The organism is Fulvivirga ligni (genome assembly GCF_021389935.1).
Classification (GTDB): domain Bacteria; phylum Bacteroidota; class Bacteroidia; order Cytophagales; family Cyclobacteriaceae; genus Fulvivirga; species Fulvivirga ligni.
The window spans coordinates 1,517,338-1,541,957 of record NZ_CP089979.1; the positions used below are offsets into that span (position 1 = coordinate 1,517,338).

21 protein-coding genes and 1 riboswitch are annotated in these 24,620 nt (G+C 38.2%); of the genes, 12 read left to right on the top strand and 9 right to left on the bottom strand.

Translation table 11 applies throughout. The annotated features are described in order from the left end of the window. Together LVD16_RS06720 and LVD16_RS06725 are read right to left on the bottom strand one after the other, a co-directional pair. Positions 1-1,413 carry an energy transducer TonB gene (locus tag LVD16_RS06720; protein WP_233773154.1) on the bottom strand — a complete coding sequence of 471 codons (1,413 nt, stop codon included), beginning with the start codon at positions 1,411-1,413 and terminating at the stop codon, positions 1-3. Beyond that, on the bottom strand, positions 1,406-1,978 hold the full coding sequence (locus tag LVD16_RS06725) for an RNA polymerase sigma factor (protein ID WP_233773155.1): 573 nt from the start codon (positions 1,976-1,978) through the stop codon (positions 1,406-1,408). Before LVD16_RS06725 ends, LVD16_RS06720 begins: the two co-directional genes overlap by 8 nt. A 101-nt stretch (positions 1,979-2,079) precedes the next feature. Between LVD16_RS06725 and LVD16_RS06730 the strand changes: the two genes are divergently transcribed. Both LVD16_RS06730 and LVD16_RS06735 read left to right on the top strand, forming a co-directional pair. After that, a complete protein-coding gene (locus LVD16_RS06730; protein ID WP_233773156.1) occupies positions 2,080-3,912 on the top strand; it encodes a vWA domain-containing protein in 1,833 nt (610 codons plus the stop codon). 451 nt (positions 3,913-4,363) lie between these two features. Continuing rightward, positions 4,364-5,872 carry an ArnT family glycosyltransferase gene (locus LVD16_RS06735; RefSeq protein ID WP_233773157.1) on the top strand — a complete coding sequence of 503 codons (1,509 nt, stop codon included), beginning with the start codon at positions 4,364-4,366 and terminating at the stop codon, positions 5,870-5,872. Here the strand turns inward: LVD16_RS06735 and LVD16_RS06740 are convergent. After that, positions 5,856-6,569: a lipopolysaccharide core heptose(II) kinase RfaY gene (locus LVD16_RS06740; RefSeq protein WP_233773158.1), complete on the bottom strand. Its 714-nt coding sequence runs from the start codon at positions 6,567-6,569 to the stop codon at positions 5,856-5,858. The genes LVD16_RS06735 and LVD16_RS06740 overlap by 17 nt on opposite strands. Before the next feature lie 226 nt (positions 6,570-6,795). Here LVD16_RS06740 and LVD16_RS06745 point away from each other — a divergent pair, with 226 nt between their 5' ends. The 5 genes from LVD16_RS06745 to LVD16_RS06765 all read left to right on the top strand — a co-directional run bounded on the left by LVD16_RS06745 (position 6,796) and on the right by LVD16_RS06765 (position 11,541). Next, positions 6,796-7,377, top strand: a complete 582-nt coding sequence (locus tag LVD16_RS06745) for a sigma-70 family RNA polymerase sigma factor (protein ID WP_233773159.1) — start codon at positions 6,796-6,798, stop codon at positions 7,375-7,377. A 12-nt stretch (positions 7,378-7,389) separates the two neighbouring features. Beyond that, a complete protein-coding gene (locus tag LVD16_RS06750; RefSeq protein ID WP_233773160.1) occupies positions 7,390-7,683 on the top strand; it encodes an anti-sigma factor in 294 nt (97 codons plus the stop codon). A gap of 6 nt (positions 7,684-7,689) precedes the next feature. Continuing rightward, positions 7,690-8,262 (top strand): guanylate kinase, encoded by a 573-nt coding sequence (gmk, locus tag LVD16_RS06755; RefSeq protein ID WP_233773161.1) that lies wholly within the window; start codon positions 7,690-7,692, stop codon positions 8,260-8,262. Between the two features lie 14 nt (positions 8,263-8,276). Further along, a complete protein-coding gene (gene nadD, locus LVD16_RS06760; protein WP_233773162.1) occupies positions 8,277-8,849 on the top strand; it encodes a nicotinate (nicotinamide) nucleotide adenylyltransferase in 573 nt (190 codons plus the stop codon). A gap of 85 nt (positions 8,850-8,934) precedes the next feature. Further along, positions 8,935-11,541 carry a DUF5686 and carboxypeptidase regulatory-like domain-containing protein gene (locus LVD16_RS06765; RefSeq protein ID WP_233773163.1) on the top strand — a complete coding sequence of 869 codons (2,607 nt, stop codon included), beginning with the start codon at positions 8,935-8,937 and terminating at the stop codon, positions 11,539-11,541. A 45-nt stretch (positions 11,542-11,586) separates the two neighbouring features. On the opposite strand, the gene LVD16_RS06770 is transcribed toward LVD16_RS06765, so the two are convergent. From LVD16_RS06770 to LVD16_RS06795, 6 genes are all read right to left on the bottom strand, one after another. Continuing rightward, positions 11,587-13,395 (bottom strand): GAF domain-containing protein, encoded by a 1,809-nt coding sequence (locus LVD16_RS06770; RefSeq protein WP_233773164.1) that lies wholly within the window; start codon positions 13,393-13,395, stop codon positions 11,587-11,589. A gap of 4 nt (positions 13,396-13,399) precedes the next feature. Beyond that, positions 13,400-14,041 carry a peroxiredoxin family protein gene (locus tag LVD16_RS06775; RefSeq protein ID WP_233773165.1) on the bottom strand — a complete coding sequence of 214 codons (642 nt, stop codon included), beginning with the start codon at positions 14,039-14,041 and terminating at the stop codon, positions 13,400-13,402. A gap of 165 nt (positions 14,042-14,206) precedes the next feature. Beyond that, positions 14,207-15,781 carry an ArnT family glycosyltransferase gene (locus LVD16_RS06780; protein WP_233773166.1) on the bottom strand — a complete coding sequence of 525 codons (1,575 nt, stop codon included), beginning with the start codon at positions 15,779-15,781 and terminating at the stop codon, positions 14,207-14,209. A 70-nt stretch (positions 15,782-15,851) separates the two neighbouring features. Next, a complete protein-coding gene (gene frr / locus LVD16_RS06785) occupies positions 15,852-16,412 on the bottom strand; it encodes a ribosome recycling factor (protein WP_233773167.1) in 561 nt (186 codons plus the stop codon). A gap of 20 nt (positions 16,413-16,432) precedes the next feature. Beyond that, positions 16,433-17,137 carry a UMP kinase gene (gene pyrH, locus LVD16_RS06790; RefSeq protein WP_233773168.1) on the bottom strand — a complete coding sequence of 235 codons (705 nt, stop codon included), beginning with the start codon at positions 17,135-17,137 and terminating at the stop codon, positions 16,433-16,435. A 77-nt stretch (positions 17,138-17,214) separates the two neighbouring features. Then, entirely contained in the window at positions 17,215-17,709 is a 495-nt protein-coding gene (locus tag LVD16_RS06795; protein WP_233773169.1) for an acyl-CoA carboxylase biotin carboxyl carrier protein subunit, read from the bottom strand. Between the two features lie 110 nt (positions 17,710-17,819). Further along, a riboswitch (TPP riboswitch) is annotated at positions 17,820-17,912 on the top strand. Positions 17,913-17,957: 45 nt separating this feature from the next. Between LVD16_RS06795 and LVD16_RS06800 the strand changes: the two genes are divergently transcribed. The 5 genes from LVD16_RS06800 to LVD16_RS06820 all read left to right on the top strand — a co-directional run bounded on the left by LVD16_RS06800 (position 17,958) and on the right by LVD16_RS06820 (position 24,599). Beyond that, positions 17,958-20,402: a TonB-dependent receptor gene (locus LVD16_RS06800; protein WP_306309386.1), complete on the top strand. Its 2,445-nt coding sequence runs from the start codon at positions 17,958-17,960 to the stop codon at positions 20,400-20,402. 67 nt (positions 20,403-20,469) lie between these two features. Next, positions 20,470-21,351, top strand: a complete 882-nt coding sequence (locus LVD16_RS06805; RefSeq protein WP_233773170.1) for a geranylgeranylglycerol-phosphate geranylgeranyltransferase — start codon at positions 20,470-20,472, stop codon at positions 21,349-21,351. A gap of 2 nt (positions 21,352-21,353) precedes the next feature. Then, positions 21,354-21,932: a phosphoribosylglycinamide formyltransferase gene (gene purN / locus LVD16_RS06810; RefSeq protein WP_233773171.1), complete on the top strand. Its 579-nt coding sequence runs from the start codon at positions 21,354-21,356 to the stop codon at positions 21,930-21,932. Between the two features lie 33 nt (positions 21,933-21,965). Continuing rightward, a complete protein-coding gene (gene purH / locus LVD16_RS06815; protein WP_233773172.1) occupies positions 21,966-23,489 on the top strand; it encodes a bifunctional phosphoribosylaminoimidazolecarboxamide formyltransferase/IMP cyclohydrolase in 1,524 nt (507 codons plus the stop codon). A gap of 84 nt (positions 23,490-23,573) precedes the next feature. Beyond that, positions 23,574-24,599 carry a rod shape-determining protein gene (locus tag LVD16_RS06820; protein WP_233773173.1) on the top strand — a complete coding sequence of 342 codons (1,026 nt, stop codon included), beginning with the start codon at positions 23,574-23,576 and terminating at the stop codon, positions 24,597-24,599. The last annotated feature ends 21 nt before the right edge of the window (positions 24,600-24,620 follow it).

Genomic DNA, 24,620 nt, shown 5'->3' on the forward strand with positions numbered 1-24,620 from the left:
TTATTGTTCAGAGGTGAATTTTACTTTCACTCTGACCCTATCTAAAGTAGGAATACCATTAGGGCTAGCCGGCGACCAGGCTGGCCCTTCTTTTATTAATCTTATAGCCTCTTTATCATAATCAGCATTCAAACTCTTGATGACTTCAAAGTTAGAAAGCTCGCCATCTTTAGATACATCAAAGGCTATTGTAACCGTCCCTTCCATGGGCTGGGCCAGTTGCTTTGCATTTTCTTTCAGATAGTTTTCTAAAGCATCTTTTCCATCAGCAGGGGTGGCATATGGCAGGCCTGTAATTCTGGATTTCTTTGATCTCGCAAAGCCCAGAACTTCTACTTCTTCGTCTTCAGCATCTGCGTAAGCATAGAAATCTTCAAACATTTCTACATTTATGCTTTCCTTGTCATTGATAGTGATTTCTTGGGTAGTATGACCCTCTGAACTAAATATCAGGGCTTTTTGCTCGAAACCATCTGGTGCAACTATGGTATATTCTCCATTTTCATCGGTAATGGCTCCTATTGGCGTGCCGGATAAAACTACACTGGCACCAGCTATTGGTTTTCCATCTTCAGTGGTCACCTTGCCTTTAATCAGGCTGGGGTAGTCCTCTTTAAACTTGCTGTAAGGTATAATATCTGTAGTAGGCGGATTTTTAAGTCTTCCCTGATCAGAGCTTTTAATATTTTCTCCAGCAATGCGGCCTCTTAAGTCTTGCTGTCTAAGTATCAAGGTATCAGATGTATCAACATACCCTTTGGAACTTATTGCATCCTCATTAGTGATGGTGGAGAGAGATGGTGGTGCGAATTCGGTCATGATGTCCTTGTCAGCTTCTGCTTCTTCCATTTTGTAAGCATAAGCCGGTTCCTCAGCTGCTTTTTTGGGAGATGCAGCTTTTTTCTGAACTGATACAGAATTTCGATGTGATGACTCTTGCTCTGCTGTAGGTTCAGATTCTTTTGCTTCACTTACTTGCTCCTGTTCATCATACTTCTGTATTTCATCAGTAGTGGCATTGCCGATAGGGGAATTGTCAGCTGCTTCAATTTCTGCCTCTTCTTGCGGAGCATCATTCAGAGCGATCATTTCCTTTTTGTCATTATTAAAAAGGGAATTATTAAATACAATGGTTACGGCTATTCCAATTACAGCTACTGAAGCTGCAATTTTCATCCATACAGGTATACCACTTTTCTTGCGCTCTGTTTTCTGGTTTATCTTGTTTTCAAGATCTGGCAGGTCATTAAATGCAGGATAATCTTCAAAGCCATCCATAGCTTCGCTGTCGAAATCGCTATTGAGCATAATTCGTTCTACCCGGTTTCTTTCTTGCGGAGTAAGCTCATCATTGAGGTATTGCTCCATAATTTCCGGACTCAGGGTGTCGCTATGGTGATTTTTGTTATTCACTTTTCTTATCCATACAAATTTTTAAATTCCTTTTCCCGTTCTGAATATAGCTCTTTACTTTATTTAATCCATATTGGGTGATGTCTTCCACCTCTTTATACGATTTATTTTGTAGGTAGAACAATTCAATACACCGTTTCTGTTCATTTTGAAGCGTTTCAATGCATTTTTCTAAACTTTGCAAATCATCTTCAAGTAATGGCTCATCATTATGATGCAGTAAGTGGCCGGATTCCACATGGGTTTCGGTAATATCTTTATGTTTTTGCAGATTTTTATGCTGCGCCGATCGCAGGTACATCAGACAATGGTTTTTGGTGAGTACATAAAGCCAGCTTTTAAAGTTGTCAATGTCCTGAGTTCGAAGCTTTTCTACTAGCTTTTCAAAAATCTGCATAACAGCATCCTGGCTTTCCTCCCTGTTTTTTAAATACTTCAGGCAAACACCATAAACCAGGTGCATATATTTTTTATAAAGCACGCCAATAACCTGCATATCTCCAGTTTTTTTAAACTGGCTGATGGCTCTCAAGTCATCTTCTACGTCAACAGTTATTGGTGGCATTAGTCTGATTTAGCTCTAAACTTAAAAAAAAATCTTCATCATTTATGGAATAATGAGAAGCAGTGCATCTCCATGATAAGTTTATTTTAAAATCTAATGTCATGAAGAAGTATATAATCTTACTATTGGTCCTTTTAGTTGAATTTTCATCAATAGCCCAATCCCGAAAAATTACTGGAAAAGTGATTTCAGCAGAGGATGGTAGTGCATTGCCAGGTGTCACAGTGTTGATAAAAGGTGCCTCTGCTGGTGTGACTACTGATGTGGATGGTGTTTATGAAATACAAGCAGAGTCAAAGGACGTTTTAATCTTTTCATTTATCGGTTTCAAAAGCAAAGAGATAAAAGTAGCTGCTCAATCAATTATTAATGTATCCTTAGAAATGGGTTCAATGCTATTGGATGAGGTAGAGTTAAAGGTAGAAAGACCAGCAGTGAAAAAAAGGAATTTGGGGTATAGCGTAGCATCTGTATCTACGGAAAGGGGTTATATTAGTGATAATAGTTCTTACTACAACACAGAATCCTACTCTGCCATAGAAGAGAACATTTTCAAAGGAGCATTAAAAAGTCCACTTTCAACTTTCAGTATAGATGTGGATGCTGCCTCTTATAGCAACGTAAGAAGATTTTTAAACAATGGTCAGCACCCACCAAAAGATGCGGTGCGCATAGAGGAAATGGTAAATTATTTTACCTATGATTATGCCGAGCCCAAAGGTGATGATCCGTTTTCTATCAATACTGAAATATCTACCGCGCCCTGGAATGATAAACATAAACTAGTGCACATTGGGCTCCAGGGTAAAAATATTCCTACAGATGATCTTCCTCCATCCAATCTGGTTTTTTTGATTGATGTGTCGGGCTCAATGGGTGCTGCCAACAAACTGCCCCTGTTAAAGTCTGCCTTTAAACTTTTGGTGAAGCAAATGAGGCCTGAAGATAAAGTAGCGATAGTAGTATATGCAGGAGCAGCAGGTATGGTGCTGCCTTCAACTACGGGTGATGAAAAAGATGAGATACTCAAGGCTTTGGATCAGCTTCAGGCGGGAGGATCAACAGCTGGTGGACAAGGAATTAAACTAGCCTATAAGGTGGCAAAAGATAACTTTATAACAGGAGGTAACAATAGAATTCTCCTGGCTACTGACGGTGATTTTAATGTGGGAGCTTCCAGCGATGCCGAAATGCAAAGGTTAGTAGAGGAGAAAAGAGATGAAGGTGTGTTTTTAACTACTCTAGGGTTTGGTATGGGAAATTACAAAGACTCTAAAATGGAAACACTGGCAGATAAAGGCAATGGGAATTATGCCTACATCGATAATATCCTGGAAGCTAAAAAGGTGTTTGTGAATGAATTTGGAGGCACCCTCTTTACCATAGCCAAGGATGTGAAAATCCAGGTGGAATTCAATCCTGCTAAAGTAAAAGCCTATCGTTTAATCGGATATGAGAATAGAGCCTTAGAAAATGAGGATTTCAATAATGACAAAAAAGATGCTGGCGAACTGGGTGCAGGTCATACAGTGACAGCGCTTTATGAAATCATTCCGGTGGGCGTTAATAGTAAGTTTGACCCTGTGGATGACTTGAAATATCAGGAAAGTAAAATTTCTAATGAAGCCAAAAAGTCTGATGAGTTGATGACTGTAAAGCTTAGGTATAAGCAGCCTGATGGCGATACAAGTAAATTAATAACCATGCCGCTTAAAGATAAGGCAGTAGCTATTGAAGACACTTCGGATAATTTCCGCTGGTCAGCCGCTGTAGCAGGTTTTGGTATGTTACTTCGAGATTCTGAGTATAAAGGAGACCTTACCTATAGCGCCGTGCAAGCCATGGCAGAGAAAGCTAAAGGCAAAGATAAAGAAGGATATAGAGCTGAATTCATCAATATGGTGAATGCCAGTACTCTATTGGCTAGTAAATAGCCGCTGTTGTTTATGTTGTTGGCAAACAAAAAGAGCACCTGACCGCTGGTGCTCTTTTTTATTTAGTGATTTCTAAATAAATCCTATTTTGAGTTGTTGACCTTTGTTGTTGTGTTGTGATAATCATTATACTAAGAGTATGCCAAATTTGGTAAATGCGGTTTCTGACTCATTTGCAAAGGTTTACACTTTTAAACTGTTCGAACTTGAACAATGCGGTGAACGATTTTATCTCTTTTCAAACTCTGCGTATTCTGGCTTCTATGTTTTTTAAAGTTGCGAGAAGTACAGCCAAATAGAAATAATGCAGACTACCCTTGTTAGGGCTGGTGTATTCCAAATGATATATTAAATTGCCACATTAATAGAAAAAGTTTTAATTATAAAATCAGTAAAGTGGAGGCGTGTAAAGAATACTACTTCACTTGTTGACAATGTTTTTCAGTTAACTATGGTAGAAAGATTATTTATTGAATTTTTTCACAATAGAGTGGTAAGAGTTATCTCCTTGCTTCTAATACTTATTATTTCATTTAGTCTTTACCATAGATATATTCAGCAAGACGAGCCTTGGTTTGGTGAGCAAGCTTACTGGCTTTTGAAGGAGGGTGATGTCAAGATCAAAAGTATGCCAGGGGTTTTCGATTGGACCAATAAGATGCTTATTTTTCATAAGCTCTTTGTCTGGGTGGGAGCAGTTATCATAGCTGTTTTTGGATGGTCATTATATCCGATGAAGCTATTTATTCTGGCGTGCTTTATACTGCTTGCCTATTTTCTAAATAAGCATGCAAGTGACTTAATGGATAAGAAAAAATGGAATTGGCTTACACTTTTACTTCTCATTTCTATTCCTGAATTAATCCATCGAAGCTTCATGTTTAGGCCTGAGGTCATGATCATGTCCTTAGGATTTTTGTCATACTACTGCTTAATCAATTTCGAAAATAAAGGACGGGCCTATTTTGCGGTTTTGGCAGGGCTATTCTCAGGGTTAGCATTTTTAACCCATCTAAATGCCGTAGTTTTTCCGGTAGTAGGCTTTATTTTTCTGCTCTGGAGGAAAGAGTGGAAAGGCCTAATGTTTTACTCATTGATTTGCTTTGGGGTGTGCATGATTTATACCATTGGCCTGTGGGATGCAAATACATTTGACCAGTACATGTTTGAAATGAAGCATTGGCCAACCCATCAAAAGACTTTTGGTGACAAGGTTAATGGAGGAATTTTAGATGTAGTATATAACAATGTATTAAGATTACTTGGTGAGCATAAACGCTACTTCTGGGATCAAGATGTTTGGGGTATTAGTGGTCTGTTTTTGGTAACAATAATAGCTCAGTTTCGATATCTGTGGAATAATTATAGAGCTTTGACTCAGTATGCTCTGCTTTCAGTATTGTGTCTGGCAGTGCTGAGCAGTAGCCCGGGTCCGCGATATCTGGTATATATCATGCCATATATGATCTTGACTACTGCAGTTGGTATTTTCAGATTAAAAGATCATACGGGCTTGGTTGGGCTCAAAGCTTTTTACGTTTTAGCAGTGGCGGCTCAATTGGTTTTTGCTAGCCTCACTCTCAAGTCAATTTTTGAGAAAAATTATGATCATGTGGCTCTGCATGACAAATATTTATCATCCATACCTGAAGGAGATAGGGTGCTGGCTCCCTGGGAATTTATCTATAATCATATTGATGATCATCAGATATTCTCATACAAAACCTATGAATATATTGAGGATCAGGAAAAGATTAAGTTATCGCAGCTAGATCTTTTGCAGCTTGCCGCTGAAAAATTTGAAATGGATTATATTATTCTTGATCATAAACGGAAGGATGATAAAGAATTTCCATGGTTCAACCAGTGGGAAATTCAGCCCAATAATTATTACAAGGAAGATTATAGAACTGATAAGTTCTTGATTTTGAAAAGAATAGCGGCTACCCCAGACCAATAAACTTTTTAAGTTTTCTTCTGGTTCGGGTCCATTTTCTTTCATAGATGTCATACTTGTAAGCCAGCTTATATAGCCACCAGTTGTTTATCTCCCCGAAGTATTCCTCTATGCCAGGCGCGCTTTTTCGGAGGTAAGCAAACTCATAGGCTTTCGAAAATGGAAATATGCCCGCTGGCTTTGGGTTGCTATCTATAACATAGATTTTTTGATCTTCCTTCTTATAAAGGAAATTTCTGATTTGTGGATCACCGTGCAGGTAGCCTTTAGCATGTATTTCTTTGAGCTTCTCTATTACTTTTGGGTAGTACTCTTCGTGGCCCAGACATGGTCTGCCTTTTAGGTATTCGTAGAGTAGCCAAGAGTCTACCACCATGCCTTTCTTTCTTTTTTCAGCGGCCATTATGGGTTCCGTAGAGGGTATGCCTAGTTCTTTGTAAGTGAGCATGCCCTTGATGTTTTTAAAGGCCTCTCCATCTCTAAACCAGGTAGTTAAGCGGATCCATTTTCGTTGGTTTTTTTCTTTCGGAATTTTGAGCACATACTTTTTATCTTCAACCTTTATGATTGTTACCTTGCTGCGCTGATTGTTTTTCAGAACCTTTTTTCTGTTATATCTCTTCTTTTGCACCTCTTTAAAAAGGTGTTTGTCTTCCGGGCTACACAATAAGCTCCAATTTTTCTTCAGAATAACCTCCATCGCTGCAAAAATAAAGGATAAAATTAAAACCGTTTTTAGTAAGGCTTATATTAACCAAACGAAAGCTTCGTTGTTATACCATAGACTGTCCGAAAAACGACATCGCCATCTTTTATTGAAACATTTACGTAAATATGGTGACCGCCGAAAATGGTTTTTCGTTGAGTTAAAGTATAAAAGCAAAATAAGCTATTAATTAAATTGTATAATTATTACTTTTGAACCAATGTCCGATACAAACAGACAAAGTTATTCACAACGTGAAAAGGAGAAAACCTTCGAAAAAGAGTTTCTACCTCACATAGATTCCATGTATAACTTTGCCTACCGCTTAACTTTTGATGAGGATGATGCGAAGGATCTTGTGCAAGATACCTACCTGAAAGCTTTCAGGTTTATCGAATCTTTTGAAAAAGGAACTAATGCAAAAGCGTGGTTGTTTCGGATACTGAAAAATAGTTTTATCAATGATTTCAGGAAGAAAAGTAAGCAGCCTGCTAAGGTAGATTATCAGGAGGTTGAAACTTTTTATAACTCTGAAGATGTTGATAAATCTATTACTACAGATCTAAGGATAGAGACTGTTCAGGACATGATTGGAGATGAAATCTCTAATGCTCTAAATTCTTTAGATGTAGATTTTCGTACAGTTATTATTCTTTGTGACTTGGAAGGATTTAAGTATGATGAGATGGCCAAGATTTTGGATATTCCCATCGGTACGGTGCGTTCAAGGTTACATAGAGCACGAAACCTTTTGAAAGAAAGGCTCAATGATTATGCACAAAAAATGGGTTATAAAAATTAATAGTTTGGTTATATGACAGTATCCTCTACAAATTCATTAGAAAAAGGACAGGTTGAAAGATCTGCCGAAGAAACACCTGATCATAACGAATGCCTCAAGATACTTAGCTTAGTATTAGATCAGGAAGCTTCAGATGAGGAGCACGCCTATTTCAAAAAGCACGTTGAAAACTGCATGCCGTATTACGAAATCTACAATGTAGATAAGGCTATAAAAGATATGATTAAGACAAAATGCATTAGTCAGGATACTCCAGCAGACCTGATTGACAGCATCAAATCAAAAATCTATCAACAGGCAGACTAATCAATTATGCATAAAGGAAGAGCAATAATATTCTCCGCTCCGTCAGGATCGGGGAAAACCACTATTGTTAAGCATTTACTTAAGACGAATCCTAAATTAGGCTTTTCTATTTCTGCTTGCACCAGAGATAAGCGAGGTAGAAATGAGCAGCACGGAAAAGATTATTATTTCCTTACTCCTGATGAATTCAAGAAAAGCATCGATAATGATGAGTTTATTGAGTGGGAGGAAGTGTATGCAGGTAATTTCTACGGTACCCTAAAGTCAGAAGTAGAGCGCATTTGGGAAGAAGGTAGACATGTAATCTTTGATGTAGACGTTAAAGGTGGCCTTCATCTTAAAAATTACTTTGGAGATAAAGCCCTGGCTGTTTTTGTGAAAGTACCTTCTTTAGATGAACTCAAAGAAAGGCTTCATGATAGAAAAACAGAAACGGAGGATAGCCTTTCGCAAAGAATATTCAAAGCTAAATTTGAAATGAGCTTTGAGGATAAATTCGATATCACTCTCGTAAACAAGGATTTAGATGAGTCTTTGGCTACAGCTGAGAAGTTGGTAGATGATTTCTTAGCCAAGTAATAAACCTACTCTGAATGACTGTCGGATTATTTTTTGGTTCATTCAATCCCATTCATATCGGCCATCTGATCATTGCTAACGTGATGGCCGAATCACCAGATATCTCTCAGGTTTGGTTTGTGGTTTCTCCTCAAAATCCTTTTAAAAAAAGGAAAACTCTGCTGCATGAGTTTGATAGGCTTGATATGGTAAATGCAGCCATACAAGATAACTTCAGTATGCAAGCTTGCGACATTGAGTTTAATATGCCCAAGCCCAGCTACACGATTGATACACTTACTTACCTATCTCAAAAGCATCCTGACTATACTTTTAAGCTAATTATAGGCGAGGATAATTTGAAGAGCTTTCCTAAATGGAAAAACGCTGATCAAATTCTTCGTGATTATGGCCTTTATGTTTACCCGCGGCCAAACTCTCAACCTTCAGAATTGTTAGAGCATGAGAATGTTAAAGTAATAGAGGCTCCTATGATGGACATATCCGCTACTTTTATTAGAGAAAGTATTAAGAATAATCGCTCTATAAGGTATCTGGTACCATCTGCTGTGGAGCAAATGATTTTAAGTAAGAAGTTTTATTTGTAACATCTTCCTCTAGAAATCGTCTTTACTTGCATTATAAATGTATTGAATATTATAATATTCAATAGGTTAGCTCCATTATATTCTTATGAGATATTTCTTTTTTGCTTTTAGTATGTTGCTGGTGTCTGCGAGTTATGGCGGTGGCGTTCGCGGAACGGTATCTAATGATGCAGGTGAACTTCTTCCTTTTGCTACCATCTATGTAAAAGAAACAGGCAGCGGGACTACAACCAACTCAGAGGCCTTTTACGAGATTTCTCTCAAACCCGGTAATTACCAGATTATTTTTCAATACGTAGGTTATGCTTCGCTTACCAAGGAAGTTATTGTGGAGAATGATTTTATTGAGCTAAATGTAAAGCTGCAGACTCAGGTGGTGATGCTTAAGGATATTGAGGTGCGTGCAGGAAAGGAGGATCCGGCTTACACCATTATGCGAAAGGCTATAGCCAAGAGTAAGTTTCATACCCAGCAGGTAGATGGCTATTCGGCAAAAGTATACATGAAGGGGACCGGGCAGCTAAAAGATTATCCATTCTTAATGAAAGGCCAGATAAAAAAGGCTGGAATTGATCCTGATCGTGTTTTTATTCAAGAATCTGTAAGTGAGGTTGAATACAAACGTCCTAATACCTATAACGAAAAAGTAATATCTATATATAGTACTGGTGATAATGAAAACACCAGTCCTAATGCCTATATCAACGGCTCTTTTTATGAGCCAGAGTTAGCCAAGTCGGTTTCTCCGCTGTCGCCAAAGGCTTTTTCATATTATACTTTTCAGTATTTGGGCACCTATCAGGATCAGGGTGTGGAGGTGAGTAAAATCAGGGTGCTGCCGCGGTCAAGAGGTGATAATGTTTTTGATGGTACCATCAGTATTGTGGAAGACTATTGGAGTATCTATAGTCTGGATTTGAAGGTGACTAAGTTTGGAATAAATTTCCATATAATACAAGTATATAAGCCTATAGAGGAAGGTGTTTGGCTGCCGGTAACCCATAAATTTCATGTAGAAGGCAAGGTGCTCGGCTTCGAATTTGAGGGTGATTATTTAGCCACTTTAAGTGATTATAAAGTAACAATTAATCCTGACTTGGATGTGGAAATAGAAGTGGTGGATGAAAAGGTGGAGAAGGAGCTGGCCGAGAAGCTTGATAATCAGGTGAAAAGTAAGGAGGAGCAAGAGATACAGGAATTGCTTACCTCAGGAGAGGAAGTTACCCGTAAGCAGCTGAAGAAGGTATTAAAGGCCTATGAAAAGAATGAGCTGAAGTCAATAGATGGTGGTATGGATATTATGGCCAATCGGACCTTTAAAATAGATTCAAATGCCTATGAGCATGATTCCACATATTGGGCTAAAATAAGGCCAGTGCCATTAAACAGAGGTGAGCAGCGTGGTTATGACATTCTTGATAGCCTTAATCAGGTTCGCGAGATGGAAGAAGGTGGAGATACGCTGAGAAACTCGAAAAGGAAAGGCTTTCATATTCAGGATTTGGTGCTGGGTAATAGTTATAAGTTGGGAGACAAAGGGCATTTTACCATCAGAAATCCACTGCTCAATTTTAATTATAATACTGTAGAGGGTTTTAATCTGGACTATTCATTGGCCTATTCTAAAACCTTTGATGAAAAACACTGGATCCGCTTTGGGCCAACGGCCAGGTATGCCTTTGCCAGAGAAAAACTATCCGGATTCTTTAACATCCATTATGGTTTCGGAGACAAACTAACGCGTAATAATCTGGTGGTGAATACAGGTAGGTATGTGAGTCAGTTTAATAGTGATGAGCCTATTCATAGATATGTGAATAGTTTCATGTCATTATTTGCGGAAAGAAACTACATGAAGATTTACGAAAAGGATTTTGTGGAGTTGAAATACCATAAGAAATGGCATGATGAAGTGGATTTGCATGTGTATTCTGAAATAGCTCAAAGAAGGGAGTTGTTTAATAATACAGACTTTACAGTATTTAACTGGAAGGGCGATTATTTTACTCCTAATGCTCCTGTAAGTCTCGAGCTTCCAGATACTTCTTTCCCTGAGCACAATGCTTTCACGGTTGGCGCTAGTATTTCCTACAAACCTTTTGTGAAGTATACTGTCTATAATGGTCGTAAAAATGCCATACCAAATTCTTCCCCAATTTTTGAGGTAAACTATAAAAAAGGAATACCTGAAATATTAAATAGCGCGATAGATTATGATTTTCTGGAGTTAGGTTTTAAAGATCAGTTTGAAATTGGTATTAGAGGTTTGGTAGACATACATCTAAAAGGAGGTATGTTTTTGAATAGTGATAAGATGCAATTCATTGATTATAAGCATTTTCTTGGAGGGAGAACTCCTTTTACTACCCTTGATCCCGTGGGGAGTTTCAGACTGCTGGATTATTATAAATACAGTACTAATGACAAATACTTTGCTGGAAATTTAAATTACCAGTTTAGAAAGCTTTTGGTAACGAGAATACCTTTGGTGAGAATGTCTGGTGTTAGAGAGAATTTCTTTGTGAATTACCTGGCTAATGATGTTTCTTCGAATTATACAGAGCTGGGTTATAGCATCAATTATATCTTTAGAATCTTTAGAATAGAGTTTGCGTCAGCTTTTCAAGATGGACAATATAAGGATTGGGGTGTGAGAATAGGTATCGCCAGCAACCTGATGAACGCATTTTAGAAAAATGAGCGGAGACCGTCCTTAAGAGCCTCCGCTTCGCATTAGTTAGTTGTTGTTAACTTGTTCTAATTCTTTTACACTACTGAGTAGATCTTTTACCTGCTTATTATCAGTGAGTTTCTCTAAAGAATCAATAAGAGTTTGCATGGCTGTTACATCATGGCCGCTCAGTATAATCTTACTCACTCTGCCTGAGTTGTTGAAAATGGGATTGAATGATCCTTTTAAGATCAGCTTATTTCCAGAGTCTCCATGAAGTGTAAATGTGCCTCTCTGCTCTCTTCCTGTTCTCAGATTGGACCAGAATTCCTGGTAGTCACCTGAGCTTGCTATCCGGCTGTCTACCAGATCATTATACTTTAAATTTTTGAACCTGCCTTCTATACTTAGAACAGACGCTAACCTGGTGTTTACTTGTTTTATTTTGCCTTCATGGTCTAATTCCATGTAGAGCAGTTCACCAGAGTTTAATGCCGTTAATGTTTCTTCCATCTCCTTGCTGTTCCTCTGCATTTCTTCCTGTGTGGCAGACAGTTCTTCCATATTTTGGCGCATCTCTTCTTCCTGAGATCTCAATTGCTCAGCCTGCTCTTTAGATTCACTATAGAGCTTGCTGGTGATTTCTGCTGTTCTTACATTGGAAATAGCACTACCAATGCTTTGACCAATTTTCAATAGAAAGTCAATTTGATATTTCTCAATCTTGTGGAAAGAGGCTAGTTCTATTACTCCCTCTACGTTTTCATTATAAATCAGAGGAATAATGATGATGGTGTTAGGATTGGCTTTACCCAGCCCTGAAGTGATGTTTAAATAGTTGTCAGGAATGTCCGTAAGATGAATGAACTGTTGCTCCTGAAAGCACTGACCTACCAGTCCCTGTCCGGGGATAATCTCCTTTTCGAAGTGTTTTTTACGTTCGTAAGCATAGCATCCTTTTAGAATGAGTTTCACTTCATGATGTTCTTCTGTTTTTATAAAGACACCACCTTGATTGGCGTTGAGATATTTTACCAGATAAGAGATGAGTTCATCAGATAGTTGCTCCTGATTTTCGCTGTTCCTAATAATCTCACTTACTTCTGCCAGCCCTACGTTCAAAAACTTATCCTGTTTTTCTCTTTGAGCACTCTCCTGAAGGTTTTTCTTCATGTGTAGCAGTGCTTCACCAAGATGATCACCGTCTTTTAGATCATAGCTGGTGTCATAATTACCGTTAGAGATAGCATTAGCAAATTGTATGTTTTCTTGTATGATCTCTTTTTCTTTCTCCAACTCTATGATATTGTTGGCAGTATTTACGGTGTCTTTATGTAGCTGATAAGCGTGGTAGCCCATAATGATGGCATAGATAGCATAGAGCCCAGCATGGAATAGGAAAGTTTGTAAGTCCATATAGTCCAGCTGGGTGAAATAGATATTCCTGTAGGCATCAATATTATCTCTTAACCCAATGAACTGGATGTATGCAAATGAGGCATGATGCACAACTACAAACAGAACTATAGGAATGAAAAGCTTCCAGTTTCTATAAAAGACCATAATAGAGATGGCTAAGAATGCTGTAAAGTGCATTTCGAAAAGGCCATGCATCTGATAGATAAACTGCGCCATAAAAATGCCCAGGCCTAAGCTGGCCACATAGTGGTGCGCTGTTTTGTTAGGAAAAGTAAGCTTAGTGACGAAATATAAAGCTAGAATTAATGGCCCCGAAGTGAGTGCTATAAGCCATGTGTCATAAAAAATAGCTAAAAAAATGCCGAATAGCAGATAAGCAGAAAGAAGTGTTTCAATAACCTTATCCGATGATTTGTTGATGGCATCAAAAAATGTTTTTAGGTCCTTGCGTTTCATAGTATTAGAATATGTCGAAAAAATTTAGGGCGTTATCATTTTGATTTACTGGTAGTTCGCAGCCATAAGCTATCGTAGCTAATGAGCCAAACTGAGGTGCGGGTTCTTTCTTGAGCCAGGCTTCGAGCGCCATTTCGGCGAACTTGGTGTTTTTTGAAACACAATATCTGGCTCTGTTATAATTTCCTTTGTAAAATAAGGTGCTGTCCGTATTTATGATTACTGCTTGTGGTGTGGCATATACTCCAAGTTGACGAGCTATCTTTCCTGATGGATCTGCTAGAATAGGTATGCCAAGATTATACTTTTCTTTAAAAGCGTTCAGTTCTTCTTCAGCATCTTCATTGATTTGAACTACAGCATAGAAGTTAATGCTATCCTTATATTTTAAAACCATCTTATCGAACTCAGCGGCGTTAAATCTGGAGCAGGGGCAGTCGTTATTATAAAAATGCACGAAGGTGGCCTTGTTGCTGGAGGTGGCAAAAGGCAAATCTTTCAAATCTAGCTTCTCTCCGCTGGCAATTTCAACTAAGTTGGAAGGGACTTCTGTAGGAAGGGAGTATTGAAGCTCCTGTTTCCAAAATATATATGCCAGAGTGCTTAAAGCCATAAGACAAAAGGCTATATATAAAAATATCTTCATTTTGATTAATTAAATATAGTAAATATTACATGATACGTGCCAGTTTTTCTTTGATTTGTTTTTTGCAATTTATTCGTAGTAAAATTAATTTTTACCCATCAAATGAATTTATATTATTTCAAAGGCACAGTATTTTATAAATAATTGCGGTTGAGATTAAACTATTTAATGGATATACGATGTCTGCTGATGATCTGGTTTTACTCTTGATAAGTAAAATGTTTCACCATGAATAGAGAAATGTTCTATTTCCTCAATTTTATTACTTGATAAATTGCTTGATGAGATAATATATCCGGAGGTGGGAAATGAGCTGCTACGCGTTAATGTTTGATCCATTTTAATTTCCAGGTAAGCGGCCAGTATGCTGTGTACATAAGTGATGTCATATAGATAGACGATTTCGTTGTCCGTAATTTGCGAAATGTGTAATGCGGTATCTTTTATATGCTGGTCTTTGGCGTATAATTCGCGCTCTTTAAAATATATACTGTCTATTCCTAGTCTGATGCTGATAACAATAAAGATGAGAATGAGGAGACTTTGCTTGCTATATTTAAGTTGTACGCCAATCAACACCATGAAAATGACAGCCAAAATCCAGGAGTATGTTTTAACATCAGGAATGTTGGTGGCTATGGGGCTGAAAGGTAAATAGCAGCAGCTTACAAATAAAAGTGCGGTCAATGAAAGGTTAATATACTTAAAATGCTTGCTGTATGATTTTGCTCTATTTATGAAGAGATGACTGATTGGTATGATCGCCAAAGGGAGTAACATCATAATGTATCTGTCTTTGGAGCCAGGCATAAACCAATATAGCCATGTGTTAGAAGCAAAAGCTACTATACAGAATGCTATGAAAGGGTTTCCGTGTAGGTATGACCAGAGGCCTTTCCACCGAATGAATGGTATGAGTAATGAAGCGGGCAAACAGAGATATAGCAGCTTGAAGGGAAAAGTGACAAAGTATTGTGCGAATGCTGTGATAGAATGACCCGCTGGTGTTCTTTCTGAGGTTTCCGAAAAGAGAGTTTCTATTAGGGCTTGAAGTGTTCCGTGCGCATAATGCATGTATAAGTAGAGTCCAATAGGTGTAATTAAAAATATGATTCCTGTCAGATGATAGCGACTAATAAGCAGTCTCCAATCTTTTTTATAAAGTAGATATCCGGTTAGCGTAAATAAAACGAAGAGTAAACTCTGAGGGCTTTTAGTAAGAATGCCAATCGCAGCCACGAAATAGGGAATAGCAAAGAGAAGATACTTGTTCTTTCTTTGGTAAAGCGGGTAAATGATTAGGATTGAAGAAAGCGAAATGAAGCTGTAAAAAGTATCGATCTCTGCCAGGTAAGACATAGAAAAGTACAGCGGCGGAGTGATGCAGCACAAGAGAGCTGTGATGAATGCTGCTGATTTTGACATGCTCTTTGTGCAAATCAGAAAGCAGAGTAAACCAATGGCAAGTAAAGAGAGGGCGCTAATCAGGCGGCTATTAAATTCTGAAGTATCTCCGGTGATGTTGTAGATGCCAGCTAAAAGCCAGTTATATAAAGGAGGTTTTTTAAAGTAGGGTTGGCCTTGAAAAGTAGGTTGAAGGTAATCGTTGGAATGTATCATCTCCAAGGCTATGACTACTCTTCGAGGTTCTTCTTTGGTTAGTGTGAATATGCCGAGGTTCCAAACAGTGGAAATGATAAACAAAATGATTATGCTGAGGTAGATTGCCTTTCTGGTCATTCATAATCAAACGCAATAAAAAAAGGGAAGATGGTAGTCTTCCCTTTTCTTAATAATATTATAATATTGATTATACTGTCATAATCTCTTTTTCCTTCTTCTCTAGTAGTTCATCTACCTTCTTAGTGAAGTCATCAGTTAAGGCTTGAACTTTATCTTCAGCTCTTTTGATATCATCTTCAGCAGCTCCATCTTTTTGAAGTTTCTTCAGGTTGTCATTAGTTTCTTTTCTGATGTTTCTGATACTAACTTTACCTTGCTCGCCTTCGCTTTTAGCTTGTTTCACTAAAACCAGACGTCTTTCTTCTGTAAGCTGAGGTATGTTGATGATTACCTGCTCCCCGTCGTTTTGAGGGTTAAGGCCTAAGTCACTGTTAATGATGGCTCTTTCAATTTCAGGAATTATATTCTTCTCCCATGGTTTTACCATTAGCGTTCTTGCTTCCGGAGTAGTAATAGAAGCTACCTGATTTATAGGAGTAGGATTGCCGTAATATTCTACCATTAGCCCTTCTAGCATGCCTGGAGTTGCTTTTCCTGCTCTGATTTTAACTAGTTCGCCACTTAAGTGCTGAATACTTTTGTTCATTGACTCCCTGGCTTCATCCAGGTACATATCTATTTCTTCCATGGTTATTACAGTATATTAAATTAGTTTATAAGTGTTCCAGCGTTATCTCCCTTTACTATTTTCATGAGATTTCCCTGCTTATTCATATCAAACACTATAATTGGGAGGTTGTTTTCCTGGCATAACGTGAAGGCCGTCATATCCATGATGTTGAGGTTCTTCTCATAAGCCTCCTGGAATGTAAGCTCTGAATATCTTGTAGCAGTAGGATCTTTCTCAGGATCGGCCGTATAAACGCCATCTACTCTGGTGCCTTTTAACACTACATCAGCTTGTATTTCAATAGCTCTTAAGCTGGCAGTAGAGTCTGTAGTAAAATAAGGGTTACCGATACCAGCCCCAAAGATTACTATTCTTCCTTTTTCCAGGTGTCTGATCGCTCTTCTTCTAATGAAAGGCTCACAAACTTGTTCCATTTTAATACCAGACATCAATCGGGTGTAGAGTCCTGCTTTTTCTAAAGCACTTTGAAGAGCCATACCATTGATAACGGTAGCTAGCATCCCCATATAATCTCCTTGAACTCTTTCAATTCCTGAAGCTTCCGCCTGAACGCCTCTGAATATATTTCCACCTCCAATTACTATGGCCACTTCTATGCCCATTTCTTTAATGGCCTTTATTTCATTGCCATATTGTTCTAATCTTTTTGGGTCAATACCATACTGTCCTGATCCCATTAGAGATTCGCCACTAAGCTTAAGTAAAATTCTTTTGTATTTCATGAAGAATGGAAAGGTGTTTTTTAGATTTAAATCCCTGCAAATATAACAGGGATAAATGAATATTTAAGAGCAGATCTTTAAAATTGAATCAAGACCTGATTTTTTTCTACGCTATCGCCCTGAGCCACATTAACCACTTTCACTGTGCCATCTCCCGGTGCCTTCAGCACGTTCTCCATTTTCATGGCTTCCAATATCATTAAAGCATCTCCTTCTTTCACCTCATCTCCTTCGGAAACATTTACCTGCAGGATAAGTCCGGGCATTGGAGCTTTAATATCGTTCATCAGATTAGCTGTGCTCATATCCATTCCTAGTTTTTCCAGTAATAGATCAAGCTTGTCTTTTACAGCTATCTCATACTTGTCTCCATTGATTTTTAGCGCTACAGTTTTAGTGCTATAGTCTACTTTCACCACCTCCAGGCGGTAAGAGACATCATCTTTTATAATGTGATATGCGTGATCGCTGATTTTAGTGAAATCCCAGCTAAATAATTCGTCGTTGAGTAAAATTTGGTCGTCTTTGTGGGCTACGCTGTAGTCCTTTTCACCAATTATTGCCTTGTACATACTTTGTTTGATTGTATCATATCAAATATAAAGGCTTATTTCTAAAAGGCATGACCAGAGAATAATTATTTGACACTCTATTTAATATGCCGTTAAAATTTAGATACCTTTGCTTCAATAAGGGGTGCTCATTATTCGGGCTGAGATTATACCCATGACCTGATCCAGGTAATGCTGGCGTAGGGAGGTGTGTTAAAATGTATCTGGGGAATCCCCTGTCCTCAGTTGGTTTAACAAAAAAATATTTAATGATGCGATTTGTTTTTATGACGGCTGTGCTGCTGTCATTAGTAAAGGTGTGCTTTGGGCAGTTTTCCCTGAGCGGTTCCGTAAAGGATGCCTCTTCTGGCGAGGTACTACCCGGTGCTAATGTGATTTTGGGTGAAAGAGCTACTGCTACTGACCTCGATGGTAATTTTTCTATTATGAAATTATCAAAAGGGAAGTATAAGCTTAAAATATCATTCGTAGGTTATGAGACTTATGAAGAATGGGTGGAGGCTACTGGAGATGTGGAACTGAACATCCAGCTAAATCCAGAAACTTTAGTTACGGATGAAGTAATAGTATCTTCAACCAGAGCTAAGGAAAATACACCCACCACCTATAGTAACGTGAGTAAGGAAGATATTAAGGAGAATAATCTGGGGCAGGACTTGCCATACCTTATTAATATGACTCCTTCGTTAGTAACTACTTCAGATGCTGGTGCTGGTGTGGGCTACACCGGACTAAGAATCCGAGGGTCGGATGCCACCAGAATTAATGTAACCATCAACGGTGTGCCACTCAATGATAGTGAGTCGCAAGGTGTTTTCTGGGTAGATATCCCAGATATAGCTTCTTCTACTCAGAATATTCAAATACAAAGAGGTGTGGGTACATCAACTAACGGTGCCGGAGCCTTTGGAGGAACTATCAACCTGCAGACGAACTCAAGAGCACAAAAGCCTTATGCTGAGTTGATTAACTCATTCGGTTCTTATAATACCAGAAGACATACCATTGGCTTTGGAACTGGCCTTTTAAATAATCATTGGTCATTTGACGGTAGATTGTCAAAGATCAAATCTGATGGATATGTGGATAGAGCCTCTTCTGATCTGGATTCCTATTACTTGTCAGGAGGTTATTATGGTGAAAATACCATGGTGAAATTTATCATGTTTGGTGGAAAGGAAAGAACCTATCAGTCTTGGTATGGTACACCAGAAGCAGTACTTGAAAATGATGCTGAAGGTATTGAAGCGGTAATTGCAAACAATGGCGTGAGTGATGCTCAGGCTGAAAACTTAAGAAATAGCGGCCGTACTTTTAACTGGTACATGTATGAAGATGAGGTAGATGACTATGGACAAGATCATTATCAGCTTCATATATCACAAAAATTAGGTTCGAATCTGGTAGGTAACATTACTTTCCATTCCACCTTTGGTGAAGGCTACTACGAGCAGTTTAGAGAAGATGATGATTTTGAGTCCTATGGTTTGCCAAATGTAGTGCTTGGTGATACGACCCTAACTTCATCGGATATTATAAGAAGAAGATGGTTAGATAATGAGTTTTATGGCTTGACCACCTCTTTCGATTATAACAAAGGAGCGCTTAGCCTAAATGTTGGTGGTGCTTATAATGATTATCAAGGAGGTCATTTCGGAGAAATCATCTGGGCTGAGTACGCTGGTAATGCTTTTAATGAGCAGCGCTATTATGATAACAATGCCGATAAAAAGGATTACAACATTTACGCCAAGGCTCAGTACACCATTCAGGATAAATTCTATCCATATTTAGATTTACAGTGGAGAGGTGTGACCTATGATATTCTTGGAGTGGATAGTGATCAGCGTAGCATTGATATGAAAAATGATTTCAGTTTCTTTAACCCTAAAGTTGGGGCTGTTTATGATATCAATAACCAGAGTAGAGCATATGCCAGCTTCAGTGTGGCTAATCGTGAGCCGGTAAGAACTGACTTTGTTGACTCGCCTACACCACCTAAGCACGAATCTTTGTATGATCTGGAGGCAGGTTATAAGTATGGAAATTCTAATCTGCAGCTATCAGCTAATTTTTATTATATGAGTTACAAAAATCAGTTAGTATTAACTGGTGCTCTTAATGATGTAGGTAGCTCTCTCCGTACTAATGTAGATGAAAGCTACAGAACAGGTATTGAGTTAGTGGCCGGTGTAAAATTAAGTGACCGATGGAACTGGCAGTTTAATACTACTTTCAGCCAGAATAAGATAAAAGATTTTACAGAGATCATCTATGACTATGGAGCTAACTGGGATGAGTATAACGTGGTTGAAAATAACTATAAGGATACCGACATTGCCTTTTCACCAAATGCCATTGTAGGTTCTCAGCTTTCTTATTTACCTCTAAAGGGGATCAAGCTTACTCTTTTAAGTAAATATGTAGGCAAGCAGTATTTAGATAATACTTCTAATGATAACCGATCTATAGATGCTTACCTTGTTAATGACATCAGAGCTTCATACACTATTAGCACCAACTTTATAAAAGAGTTGAGTTTCACACTTCAGGTCAATAATATATTTAGCGAAGAGTATGTATCTAACGGCTATACCTTTGGTTATGCTGCCGGTGATTATGAAGTAAGAGAGAACTATTATTACCCTCAAGCCACAAGAAATTTCATGGCTTCTTTAGCCTTAAGATTTTAATATTAGGCACCACATTGTTTAGCATACCATCAGGAGTTAACTTTACCGTGAGAAAGTAGTACTCCTGATGGTTTCTTCTATAAAATCTAGACCAAATAACTTTTCATTATCAGGCTTCATACAGCTTACCAGGCTGTGGAATCTTGTCATTATAGTACTTGCACAGTACTTTACCGCCTTATTCCTCATAGGCAGGGGAGAAGGCTTTTTAGTCTACCTTACTGATATACGTCTTTTCTTATTGGTCTTTTCATCGGTTATTATTGCGGCAGCCGGCTACATTATTAATGATTATTATGATGTGAAGATTGATCTCATCAATAAGCCAGAGCGGGTGGTAGTAGGTAAAGTTCTGAAAAGAAGAATAGCCATGATTGCTCACACGGTTTTGAATGTGGTGGGAGTAGGAATAGGCCTCATCCTATCGCCCAAGATAGCGGTGGTAAATTTTGTGTCTGCATTGCTGCTGTGGCTATATTCCAATCAGCTGAAGAGAATGCCCTTTATTGGGAATTTGGTAGTAGCTTTTCTTACGGGTCTATCCATCTATATACTTAATGTATTATATGGTACGCATCACATTCTGGTGCTGTCTTATGCTACGTTTGCTTTCGCCTTTACTTTGGTGAGAGAGATTATCAAAGACATGGAAGATTTGAAAGGCGACGCCACCTTTGGTTGTAAAACTTTGCCTGTAGTTTATGGCCTTAGAAAAACCAAGGTCATTATATATGTGCTCACCGTTATATTTATAATTTCACTTTCTGTTTTGTCGCATTTGTTTGTTGGTGAAGGAATGACCTATTTTTGCATCAGCCTGATTTTGCCGTTAAGCTATTTGGTGTACAAGCTATACCTGTCAGATACGGTGAAAGATTTTAGGTATTTAAGTAATTATTGTAAAGTAATCATGCTCATAGGTATTTTGAGTATGATATTTTTTAAATAGACATGACCAGAGTAGCCATATTTGCCTCAGGAAGCGGATCTAACGCACAGAAAATAGCTGAGTATTTTAAGGATGATAAAGAGGTAGAGGTAGCCCTTATCTTAAGTAATAAGAAAGATGCCTTCGTTTTAGAAAGAGCCAAAAATCTAGGTTTGCCATCTTTTGTATTTACCAAATCAGAATTCACAGATTCAGAGAAGGTGCTTGATCAGCTAAAAGAGCATAAAATTGATTTCATTGTATTGGCAGGCTTTCTTCTGCTTATTCCAGAATATTTAGTAGAGGCTTATCCTAATAAGATGGTGAATATACACCCAGCCCTTTTGCCTAAATATGGCGGAAAAGGTATGTATGGAGATAGAGTGCACCAGGCTGTTTGTGAGGCAGGCGAAACGGAAACAGGTATTACTATTCATTATGTGAATAATAAATATGATGAAGGTGAAATAATTTTCCAGGCTTCTGCACCTGTAGATCAAGGAGATACACCGGATATGGTAGCTTCAAAGGTGCATGAGTTAGAATATATGCACTATCCGAAGGTTATAGAATCAGTGATCAAAAAATCAACAAAAAATTAATAGCTTTGCAGCTTCATTTTTAAAAGTACAATCATGTCTCTCTCAAAGATAAAATCAGCTTTAATATCAGTTTATTACAAAGATAATTTAGAGCCAATTGTAAAGCTTCTTCATGAAAATGGAGTGCAAATATTTTCTACTGGAGGAACTCAGAAATTCATTGAAGATTTAGGAGTAGAAGTAACACCTGTAGAAGACCTTACAAGTTACCCTTCTATTTTTGGAGGTAGAGTGAAAACTTTACATCCTAAAGTGTTTGGTGGTATCCTTCACAGAAGAGAGTTATCAGATGATGTAGAGCAGGCCAAAGAGTTTGAAATTCCATCTATTGATTTAGTGATTGTAGATTTATATCCATTTGAAGAAACTGTGGCTTCAGGTGCTGGTGAGCAGGATATTATTGAAAAGATAGATATTGGTGGCATCTCCCTAATAAGAGCAGCAGCTAAAAACTTCAAAGATGTATTAATAGTGTCTTCTAGAGAGCAATATACTGATGTAGAAGAAGTACTTAAAGCCAATGGTTGTGCTACTACGCTAGCAGACAGAAAGAAATTCGCAGCTAAGGCATTTGACATTAGTTCGCACTATGATTCAGCTATATTCAATTATTTCAATGCTGAAGAAGAAGTACCAAGCTTTAAACAAAGCTATAGAGAGAAGAAGACATTAAGATACGGAGAGAACCCTCACCAAAGAGGTGCTTTCTATGGCGATCTTTCAGCCATGCTAGAGCAGCTTAATGGTAAAGAGCTTTCTTACAATAATCTAGTAGATGTAGACGCGGCTGTTTCCTTAATGGAAGAATTTGACGATACCGCTTTTGCTATATTAAAACATACTAACGCCTGTGGTGTAGCTACTGGCAGCTCCGTAAAAGAAGCGTACCAAAGAGCTTTCGCAGCGGATACGGTTTCCGCTTTTGGAGGCGTATTAATTACTAACAAGCCTGTGGATAAGGCAGCGGCTGAAGAGATGCATTCTCTATTCTTCGAAATCCTTATCGCACCTGACTTTACTGGTGAGGCATTAGAAGTGCTTACCCAGAAGAAGAATCGTATTTTGCTTAAGCAAACACAAAAGCTGAAAACAACTAAGCAATTCAAAACGTTGCTAAATGGAATTGTAGAGCAAGATAGAGATTTGAAAACTGATCAAATGGAAGATCTTAAATCCGTGACTAAAAAAGCGCCTACTGCTGAGGAGAAAGAATCACTTCTTTTCGCTAGCAAGGTGTGTAAACATACCAAGTCTAACACCATTGTTCTTGTAAAAGACGGTCAGTTATTGGCTAGTGGCGTTGGGCAAACATCCAGAGTAGATGCTCTGAAACAAGCTATTGAAAAAGCTAAGTCTTTTAATTTTACCTTAGACGGAGCTGTGATGGCTTCTGATGCATTTTTCCCTTTTCCTGACTGTGTAGAGATAGCTAGTGGCGAAGGTATTAGTGCGGTAATACAACCAGGAGGTTCTATCAAAGATCAGGATTCAATAGATTTTTGTGATAATAATGACATGGCCATGGTATTTACTGGCGTGCGTCATTTTAAACATTAAAAAAAACTTTATTTATAAAGTTTAAATGAAACAAATTTGTAAATTTCAAGCTTATTCGTAAGCCTAACCTATTGAAGACACGACATGGGATTGTTCGATATTTTTTCAAGTGATATAGCCATAGACCTTGGAACAGCTAACACACTAATCATTCACAAGGATAAAATTGTAGTAGATGAGCCATCTATAATAGCCATAGATAAGAATACTAATAAAGTATTGGCTATAGGTAGGGAAGCCATGCAAATGCATGAAAAGACTCACGAAAATATAAAAACTATTCGTCCACTTAAAGATGGTGTAATCGCAGATTTCCATGCTGCAGAGCACATGATCAGAGGGATGATTAAGATGATCGATAGCGGTAAGAAGTTTTTCCCAGCTTCTCACAGAATGGTTATTTGTATTCCTTCAGGCATTACGGAAGTTGAAAAAAGAGCGGTAAGAGACTCCGCAGAACATGCTGGTGCTAAGGAAGTTTACATGATTCACGAGCCAATTGCGGCAGCCATTGGTATTGGTATCGATATAGAACAACCTGTTGGATCCATGATCGTTGACATCGGTGGTGGTACTACAGAGATTGCGGTAATAGCACTTAGTGGTATTGTGTGTGATCAGTCTATCCGTGTAGCAGGTGATACTTTTAACAGAGACATCCTTGATTATATGCGTAGACAGCATAACCTTCTTATAGGTGAGCGTTCTGCTGAGAAAGTTAAAATTGAGGTAGGATCAGCATTAACGGAGCTGGATGACGGCCCTGAAGACTACGAAATCAGAGGTAGAGATTTAATGACTGGTATCCCTAAAGTAATAAAGATTTCTTACTCAGAAATTGCTTTCGCTTTAGATAAATCAGTTTCTAAAATTGAAGAAGCTGTGCTTAAAGCATTAGAGATTTCACCTCCCGAATTATCTGCAGATATTTATGACAATGGTATTCACCTTACTGGTGGAGGAGCTTTGCTTAGAGGGCTGGATAAGAGACTGGCACTGAAAACTAAGTTGCCAATTCACGTGGCTGAAGATCCATTAAGAGCAGTTGTAAGAGGTACAGGTCAATCTTTGAAGAACCTGAACTCTTTCAAAGCAGTGCTTATGACCTAAGCGCGGGTTGATAGTTGGCTA

Bases quoted from the DNA above. Each gene is read 5' to 3' on its own strand.
- LVD16_RS06725 (WP_233773155.1), bottom strand. From the start codon at position 1,978: ATGCCACCAATAACTGTTGACGTAGAAGATGACTTGAGAGCCATCAGC.
- LVD16_RS06730 (WP_233773156.1), top strand. From the start codon at position 2,080: ATGAAGAAGTATATAATCTTACTATTGGTCCTTTTAGTTGAATTTTCA.
- LVD16_RS06735 (WP_233773157.1), top strand. From the start codon at position 4,364: ATGGTAGAAAGATTATTTATTGAATTTTTTCACAATAGAGTGGTAAGA.
- LVD16_RS06740 (WP_233773158.1), bottom strand. From the start codon at position 6,569: ATGGAGGTTATTCTGAAGAAAAATTGGAGCTTATTGTGTAGCCCGGAA.
- LVD16_RS06745 (WP_233773159.1), top strand. From the start codon at position 6,796: ATGTCCGATACAAACAGACAAAGTTATTCACAACGTGAAAAGGAGAAA.
- LVD16_RS06750 (WP_233773160.1), top strand. From the start codon at position 7,390: ATGACAGTATCCTCTACAAATTCATTAGAAAAAGGACAGGTTGAAAGA.
- gmk (WP_233773161.1), top strand. From the start codon at position 7,690: ATGCATAAAGGAAGAGCAATAATATTCTCCGCTCCGTCAGGATCGGGG.
- nadD (WP_233773162.1), top strand. From the start codon at position 8,277: ATGACTGTCGGATTATTTTTTGGTTCATTCAATCCCATTCATATCGGC.
- LVD16_RS06765 (WP_233773163.1), top strand. From the start codon at position 8,935: ATGAGATATTTCTTTTTTGCTTTTAGTATGTTGCTGGTGTCTGCGAGT.
- LVD16_RS06770 (WP_233773164.1), bottom strand. From the start codon at position 13,395: ATGAAACGCAAGGACCTAAAAACATTTTTTGATGCCATCAACAAATCA.
- LVD16_RS06775 (WP_233773165.1), bottom strand. From the start codon at position 14,041: ATGAAGATATTTTTATATATAGCCTTTTGTCTTATGGCTTTAAGCACT.
- LVD16_RS06780 (WP_233773166.1), bottom strand. From the start codon at position 15,781: ATGACCAGAAAGGCAATCTACCTCAGCATAATCATTTTGTTTATCATT.
- frr (WP_233773167.1), bottom strand. From the start codon at position 16,412: ATGGAAGAAATAGATATGTACCTGGATGAAGCCAGGGAGTCAATGAAC.
- pyrH (WP_233773168.1), bottom strand. From the start codon at position 17,137: ATGAAATACAAAAGAATTTTACTTAAGCTTAGTGGCGAATCTCTAATG.
- LVD16_RS06795 (WP_233773169.1), bottom strand. From the start codon at position 17,709: ATGTACAAGGCAATAATTGGTGAAAAGGACTACAGCGTAGCCCACAAA.
- LVD16_RS06800 (WP_306309386.1), top strand. From the start codon at position 17,958: ATGATGCGATTTGTTTTTATGACGGCTGTGCTGCTGTCATTAGTAAAG.
- LVD16_RS06805 (WP_233773170.1), top strand. From the start codon at position 20,470: ATGGTTTCTTCTATAAAATCTAGACCAAATAACTTTTCATTATCAGGC.
- purN (WP_233773171.1), top strand. From the start codon at position 21,354: ATGACCAGAGTAGCCATATTTGCCTCAGGAAGCGGATCTAACGCACAG.
- purH (WP_233773172.1), top strand. From the start codon at position 21,966: ATGTCTCTCTCAAAGATAAAATCAGCTTTAATATCAGTTTATTACAAA.
- LVD16_RS06820 (WP_233773173.1), top strand. From the start codon at position 23,574: ATGGGATTGTTCGATATTTTTTCAAGTGATATAGCCATAGACCTTGGA.